Source organism: Kluyvera sp. CHPC 1.251 (assembly GCF_036759945.1).
In the GTDB taxonomy this organism is placed as follows: domain Bacteria; phylum Pseudomonadota; class Gammaproteobacteria; order Enterobacterales; family Enterobacteriaceae; genus Kluyvera; species Kluyvera sichuanensis.
The window spans coordinates 1-6,869 of the sequence record NZ_JAPKIC010000025.1 but is presented as its reverse complement, the minus strand read 5'-3'; the positions used below and the strand labels follow the sequence as shown (position 1 = coordinate 6,869).

At 52.4% G+C, this 6,869-nt stretch carries 8 protein-coding genes; 6 read left to right on the top strand and 2 right to left on the bottom strand.

Annotated features, from left to right (window positions below):
• Positions 1 to 98: 98 nt before the first annotated feature.
• The 3 genes from V6940_RS22595 (at position 99) to V6940_RS22575 (ending at position 2,209) form a co-directional block, all read left to right on the top strand.
• Positions 99 to 422, top strand: coding sequence for a MobC family plasmid mobilization relaxosome protein (locus V6940_RS22595; protein WP_333497406.1), 324 nt, complete (start codon positions 99 to 101; stop codon positions 420 to 422).
• Positions 412 to 1,929, top strand: a complete 1,518-nt coding sequence (gene mbeA / locus V6940_RS22830) for a plasmid mobilization relaxase MbeA (RefSeq protein ID WP_442910840.1) — start codon at positions 412 to 414, stop codon at positions 1,927 to 1,929. Before V6940_RS22595 ends, mbeA begins: the two co-directional genes overlap by 11 nt.
• A 79-nt stretch (positions 1,930 to 2,008) precedes the next feature.
• Entirely contained in the window at positions 2,009 to 2,209 is a 201-nt protein-coding gene (locus V6940_RS22575) for a hypothetical protein (protein ID WP_333497403.1), read from the top strand.
• A 329-nt stretch (positions 2,210 to 2,538) separates the two neighbouring features.
• On the opposite strand, the gene V6940_RS22570 is transcribed toward V6940_RS22575, so the two are convergent.
• A complete protein-coding gene (locus V6940_RS22570) occupies positions 2,539 to 2,976 on the bottom strand; it encodes an entry exclusion protein 1 (RefSeq protein ID WP_333497402.1) in 438 nt (145 codons plus the stop codon).
• Positions 2,977 to 3,276: 300 nt separating this feature from the next.
• Between V6940_RS22570 and V6940_RS22565 the strand changes: the two genes are divergently transcribed.
• The 3 genes from V6940_RS22565 to V6940_RS22555 all read left to right on the top strand — a co-directional run bounded on the left by V6940_RS22565 (position 3,277) and on the right by V6940_RS22555 (position 5,997).
• Positions 3,277 to 5,514, top strand: coding sequence for an S-type pyocin domain-containing protein (locus tag V6940_RS22565; RefSeq protein WP_333497401.1), 2,238 nt, complete (start codon positions 3,277 to 3,279; stop codon positions 5,512 to 5,514).
• On the top strand, positions 5,511 to 5,774 hold the full coding sequence (locus V6940_RS22560) for an immunity protein (RefSeq protein WP_333497400.1): 264 nt from the start codon (positions 5,511 to 5,513) through the stop codon (positions 5,772 to 5,774). Before V6940_RS22565 ends, V6940_RS22560 begins: the two co-directional genes overlap by 4 nt.
• Positions 5,775 to 5,841: 67 nt before the next feature.
• Positions 5,842 to 5,997, top strand: coding sequence for a colicin release lysis protein (locus V6940_RS22555; RefSeq protein ID WP_333497399.1), 156 nt, complete (start codon positions 5,842 to 5,844; stop codon positions 5,995 to 5,997).
• Between the two features lie 204 nt (positions 5,998 to 6,201).
• Here V6940_RS22555 and V6940_RS22825 read toward each other — a convergent pair whose 3' ends face one another.
• Positions 6,202 to 6,330 (bottom strand): replication initiation protein, encoded by a 129-nt coding sequence (locus tag V6940_RS22825; RefSeq protein ID WP_442910839.1) that lies wholly within the window; start codon positions 6,328 to 6,330, stop codon positions 6,202 to 6,204.
• Positions 6,331 to 6,869: the final 539 nt, after the last annotated feature.

Sequence of the window (6,869 nt, the reverse complement as noted above, 5' to 3'; positions counted from 1 at the left end):
CGCGCCTGCGGCTTGTCCAACCCCGCGCCGACCGGGAAAGCTTTTCCCGCCCGTCCCGGCGTTATCAGGAGGCCGGCTTGTCAGAGAAACGGAACAAGATGCTCACCATGTGGGTGACTGAGGATGAGCACAGGCGGCTGCTTGAGCGCTGCGGCGGCAGGCAGTTGGCTGCGTGGATGCGGCAGACTTGCCTGGACGAAAAGCCTGCGCGTACCGGAAAGCTTCCCTCGATCTCGCCGGCGCTGCTGCGCCAGCTTGCCGGCATGGGCAACAACCTGAACCAGATAGCCCGCCGCGTTAACGCCGGTGGCGGTAACGGCCATGACCGGGTGCAGATTGTGGCGGCACTGATGGCCATCGATGCCGGCCTTGAGCGGCTGCGGCACGCCGTTCTTGAGAAAGGAACGGACGATGATCGTTAAATTTCATCCGCGCGGTCGCGGCGGTGGCGCTGGGCCGGTGGACTATCTGCTGGGTAAAGACCGGCAGCGTGAAGGCGCCACCGTCCTGCAGGGGAAGCCGGAAGAAGTCCGGGAGCTGATTGACGCGTCGCCTTACGTGAAGAAATACACCTCCGGCGTACTGTCGTTTGCGGAGGCAGATCTGCCTCCCGGCCAGCGGGAAAAACTGATGGCCAGCTTCGAGCGGGTTCTGATGCCCGGACTTGATAAAGATCAGTACAGCATTCTGTGGGTGGAGCACGCGGACAAAGGACGACTGGAGCTGAATTTCCTGATCCCCAATACCGAGCTGCTGACCGGCAAACGACTCCAGCCGTATTACGACCGCGCCGACCGTCCGCGCATCGATGCCTGGCAGACCATCGTGAACGGCAGGCTGGGTCTGCATGACCCGAATGCACCGGAAAACCGGCGTGCGCTGGTCACGCCGGCCGGGCTGCCGAAAACGAAGCAGGAGGGGGCAGAATCCATCACGCGCGGGCTGCTGGCCCTTGCTTCGACCGGGGAACTGAGAACCCGTCAGGACGTCACCGACACTCTTGAAGGTGCTGGTTTTGAGGTTGTGCGCACCACGAAAAGCAGTATCAGCATCGCCGACCCGGACGGGGGGCGAAACATCCGACTGAAGGGAGCCATCTATGAGCAATCTTTTTACGGCCTCGAGGGACTTCGAGGAGAAATTGAAAGCGCAGCAGCAGAGTACCGGCGAGATGCTGAAAGCCGCATTCAGCGAGCACGAGCAGTCTGTCGGAGCGGAACTGAGCGCAAGCGCGAGGAGAATCAGCGACGCCATCAGCGCCCACGAGCAGAGTATGAGCGAGGCGATGGAGAAAAACCGGCGGAGCGTGCTGCTGACGGCAGGGAGGACATGGCTCACCATCCTGATGGTTTCAGCGCTGCTGATCGGCACGAGCGGGAGCATTCTGTGGTGGCAGGGGCAGCAGATAACCGACAATTACACGACCCTTCGCCAGCAGGAGGACGCCCTGGTGAAGATGAGCGCGAAAACATGGGGTGTGAGCTACCAGAGCGACAGCAACGGCCGGTTCCTGGTGCTGCCGAAGGGGGTGAAAGCCGAAACAGGCTGGACAGTGGACAGCGGGAAGCGGAACGCGGTGAAGCTGGTACAGGAGTAGAGCAGAATGACAGAGCTGGAAAAGCAGTTGCTGAGCGCATTAGAGCAGCTACAGCAGGACTACTCGCAAAGGCTGGACGAATGGGAGAGCGCCTTCGCGGAATGGCGGAGCATGTGTGGTCTTATGCAACGGGAGAACGCGATGCTGAGCGAGCGCGTGTCGGATTTGAGCAGGCAAGTGCAGAGTTTGAGCGAGCAGCTGCGCCGGTTGTCGCAAGGCTGAACGGCATCGAAGCGCAGCGGGAGCAAGAGCGCACGGCGCGACACCAGAAGGCGCTGGAGCTGGAACGTTCTCAACGTCATAAAAGCTATGATGGACCAACTTTGGGATGACAGCACTGATCGTCGTGATGGCAGACTGGACGCTCGAAAAGGGGAATGGTTCTCCACTTAACATAGCCATGAGGTGCTTATGATTAGCGTCATCGTCAGTGAAAGTGTCATCCAGTGTATTCTGGATTTCTACGCAAAGAACAACGAAGCAGATTACCAGATGGCGAAAGCTTGCCAGGATAGTCATGAGAAAAACATGACTGCTACTCAGCTCAACGTTGTTGAGAAAGCCGAGGCGCGATGCCTTGCATCGATGAACGATCCACTACGATTTCTATAGTGGTAATTTTGTCGGCTTCGGCTCATTTCTGTCATTAAATCCCTGCCTATTCACCTGGCTGCATGGCTATGCAGTCGGGTGAAATTTATCAGGCGCGGAATACGCGGTTTGCCGGGGAGTTGACTGCCAGTTTTACCGTGATGACGCCGCATTCGCGGCGAACCTGTCCGGAGGGGTTCGGACAACAGATGTTATGGTAAATTCACCTGTATTTCCGTTATATCGTGGTTCTAAAATCCAAGTTTATCCTCATCTTTCTGGGCTGCTTTGCTCCCAAATAGTTTATAAATCCCATATGCATCTGATAGGCGGCTAATGGTGTTCATCACTCAGGTGTTGCGGCGAAACATCCTAGTCCAGATGCTACGTTTTTTTTCCTGTTCCAGAGCCTCGTTCAGCCGGTTGATTTCGGTCTGCAGTTGTGTACGCTCTTCATCATGTTTCCGACGTTCGATCTCGCGGGCGTTTTTATCTTCAAGCATCAGCGTTACGGCCTGCTGCAGGGTATCCAGCTTCTGCTGGATACCCTCTAGCTGCGGATTTTCTGCCGGAATATCGCCTTTTTTTGAATGTCCCTTCCTGTGCCGTGGTTGTGTCTCACTGACGTTGAGTTCGCCATAGACCCGGATAAGTTCGCTGGTTTCAAATTCCCGGCGGTCATCCTTTCTTGTCCGGTAACTGACAAGGCCTTTCGCCATATCACGGTATAATTGTGACCGCGATTTCCCTGTTAATTTCAGAGTGTCCTGGATAGTGTGCCATGCCATAACAGTGAGGTTGTCTCATTGGTGTCTCATAAAATTATGATAGCTACCACTGGTGGTTTTCGTACAGATCATTTTGTGTTCTGTAAACACTGCCTGCAGATCATCAAAAAACCATGTTGACGACATGTATTTTATGAGAGTAGCATCAAACAACTGTATAAAAACACATGTTTATATGTGCAGTTAATTGGTGTGGCAGAGTACTTATAACAGCTTGCTTGTTAGTCATCCCGGCATCTACAGGCAGACAATAAACCGCACACCAGATTTCTCATAAAAAATAATAAAAAGGAGAAAAATATGGCAGCAGATATCGAAGCTCATGGTGTGTTTCAAAATGGTGAAGTACGTATCGAAATCACCAATCATCGAGATACGGTAGATACAGGGGGAAACACCGGAGGTCATTCGGATACTTCAGGGGTTGATAATTCCAGATCTCTGGTCCTCTACAATGGTCAAATGGGGTACTGGCAGACCAGAACGACAGCCGGGGCCGAGCATGACCATACATATAAAGAGTTTGTACCGGTAGGTCCCTCAGAGGCAGATAAGCAAGCTGCTGCAAACAGACTGGCGCTGGAGAAACAGCAGGTAGAAACCGCCGCAAAAGATTTTGCAGCGAAAACGGCAACCGCTGCTGCAGCAGCAGAACAGCAGCGACAGGCCGCAGTAAATGCGGCTATTGCTGCAGGACAGTTTCAGTCTGTAGCTCTGGCTCAGAATAACCTTAATGGCGCCACGCAGGAGGCGTCCAGCCTGAAATCTGTCGCAGACAATGCATTGAGTAAAGTCGTAAGCAAGCGACAAGCGGCAACCAATGCAGCTGTTGCGGCAGTTCAGGCTGAAACGGCATACCAGAACCTTCTCCAGGACATTAATAAAAAGGGTGCTGGTAAAAATCTCATTGATCATAATGGGATGCTGGGATATGAGCAAAAAGAGATACATGAAACAGCAAATCATAGCTATCTCGGGACCACATTTATCTCAATTGGCATCAGTGTTACTCAGCGTAACAATGCACAGGCTGATGCGGTTAATAAACGAAAGACGGCAAACCAGCTATCTGCTGAAGTCAGTACCGCAGAACAGGAAAGCTTAGCGGCCTCAAAAAACTACAACAATGCAGAGATCCGACGTCAGGCAGCAGCAGCAGCCCTGAATGCTGCTCAGGAGGCAGCGAAAAAAGCAGCAGAAGCAGAACGTCAACGACAGATGGCTGAAGCAGCCGCCGCAGCGGCGGCAGAGCAGAAACGTCTGGCGGATGAAGCAGAGAAAGCCGCTGAGATGGTCCGTATTGCTGCTGAGCAGGAAAAAGCCCGTCAGGCCAGAGAGGCCGCTGCAAACAGGCTGAAATCAACAGATGTGCAGTCCGTTCGTGGTATTCCGGTATCGGTGCCGGCATCAGTGTCGCCACTGTCCTGGTCCGTTGCATCTGTGGGGGGGATTTCACTAGGGGAGGATGTGGCTGGTGCGGTCTGGTCGCGTATTTCTGCAGCACTTGCTGAATTGCGTGGCATTATGACCGCCAGCATGGCTGGGCCAGTGGCGGTAACCGTTGCGGGCTTACTGTATTCCCATGATGTGGGTGTGGGCAGTGATATTGTTCCCGGGCGTGATATCAGCAATCTGATGCCTGGTGATGCTCTTTCTCTTCCGGATACAGCCACCCTGAACCTCGCGGCTGATGGTAAAACAGGAGTCAGCATGCCTGTTCGTGGGCGTGTGATTTCTCGGGCAGACGGCTCACTGGATACACAGCTGGTCCGTACTCCGGTTGCTGGCGTAGTTCCGGTTATCAGGGCTGTTCTGGATCAGGCGACGGGATACTGGGGCTGTGCTCTGCCGGCGATGGCTGGTGTTCCTGGGCAGAGCATTCTGGTGAGCCCGTCGGATGCTCCGGGTATGGATGCTCCGCTGGGGCTTGGAGGTCCCGTTCCGTTGCCGGAGCACATTGTGCATACCGGCGATCAGGATACAGTGCCTCAGGGGGTAAAAACTACAACCACGCCTGTGCTGGGTCCTGTTGATTTCCGAGACTTTATCCTGATTTTCCCGGCAGAGTCCGGGTTGCAGCCACTGTATGTGATGCAGAACAGTCCTTACGGTGAAGCGACAGATAAAGGGAAATACAGTGGTCGTCCGTATAACCCGGACAAAGCCGGCGGCCCGGTTCAGGAGCTTGACTGGCATGGTGCTGTTATTGACCAGGCCGGGATTGATAAAGTGAAGCTGCATACGGGGCGTTTTGAACCGTCCGATGCAAATCAGGTGATGATTGACCGTCTGGAGAAAATCCTAAGTGGTCAGTTGCAGGTAACTGATACGGATAAGCGTTTTTATACCCATGAAATGCGTGAGCTGGAGCGCTATCGAGCGCTAGGTGTTCCCGATGGTGTTGAAGATAAAAGCGTTTGGAATGATGCACATACTGCAACGCTTGAGGATTATAAAATTAACGAGAAAAATGATTCTTTATATACTCCTGAAGCTATAAAGGCTTATGAAGAACAAGAAATGGGAGACTTAAAATGATTGATTTTAAAAACATGATTGAGAATGAAAGTTTAAGTGATGTTTTATCATACTTGGTGCCAAAGAAATCCTATCCAATTATTGATAATATGTTTGTTCGTTATAAATTCGAAGTTATAGAAAAAGGTTTGCTCTATCAAACATATAAAAAACTTTTAGATGATGGTTTTTTTGTTGAAGATGATAAAGGTCATGCCCGTAAGGGACCAAACTGGAAAGAACCGGTGTTTGTGACACAAAAAAAATACGGCATTGAATGATGCATGTCAGAAGCTCTCCTGGCGGAGAGTTTCAATCCTTAAAATAATAAATAGAAAAGGATTGGATATGAAAAAAATACTTTTTTTAGGCGTGATGGTTGTTTCTATGATTCTAGCAGCGTGTCAAATCAACAATGTCCGGGATACCGGTGGTGGGGCTGTTTCCCCGTCATCAACGGTAACGGGCGCCACACTCGGTAGTGGCACTGGTAGCAATCCATAAAGGATCTTCTTGAGATCCTTTAAATATCGTCGTAATCTCTTGCTCTGTAAACGAAAAAACCACCCGGCAAGGTGGTTTTTTCGAAGGAGCAGAAACCGGCAAGTTTCTGAACCGTGGTAACAGGGTGTACAAGACCGCTGAAACCAAATTTTGTCCTTTCAGTGTAGCCTCAGTTGGGCTGCGACTTCAAGAACTCTCATTCAGTTAATATCTTGTACACCCCTTACCAATGGCTGCTGCCAGTGGCGTTTTGTCGTGTCTTTCCGGGTTGGACTCAAGACGATAGTTACCGGATAAGGCGCAGCAGTCGGGCTGAACGGGGGGTTCTTGCACACAGCCCAGCTTGGAGCGAACTGTCTACACGGAACGGGACGTGGTGATTTAGGTAAAGCTTCCACCACAACACGGATGCCGCAGGACAGGAACAGGAGAGCGCAAGAGGGAGCCATCAGGGGGAAACGCCTGGTATCTTTATAGTCCTGTCGGGTTTCGCCACCACTGATTTGAGTGTCCGATTCTGTGATGCTTGTCAGGGGGGCGGAGCCTATGGAAAACCGGCAACGCCGGGGCCTTTTCCCGTGTCCGGATTTTTACGCACATGTTCTGTTTCCGCTTATCCCCTGAATCTGTGGATAACGTAGCTTCCATCCCTTGGCATGCTTGCCCCGCTCGCCGCAGCCGAACGACCGAGCGTAGCGAGTCAGTGAGCGAGGAAGCGGCATTTCTCCTGCAGTGCATTTTCTGCCTACGCGGGCTCCTGCATTTTTCACCTGCTTTATGTGGCAGCTATGCCCGGTGTTTCTGCGATGTTACATTTTAAGCCAGTATACACTCCGCTAGCGCTACGTGACTGGTTCAGGGCTGCGCCCCGA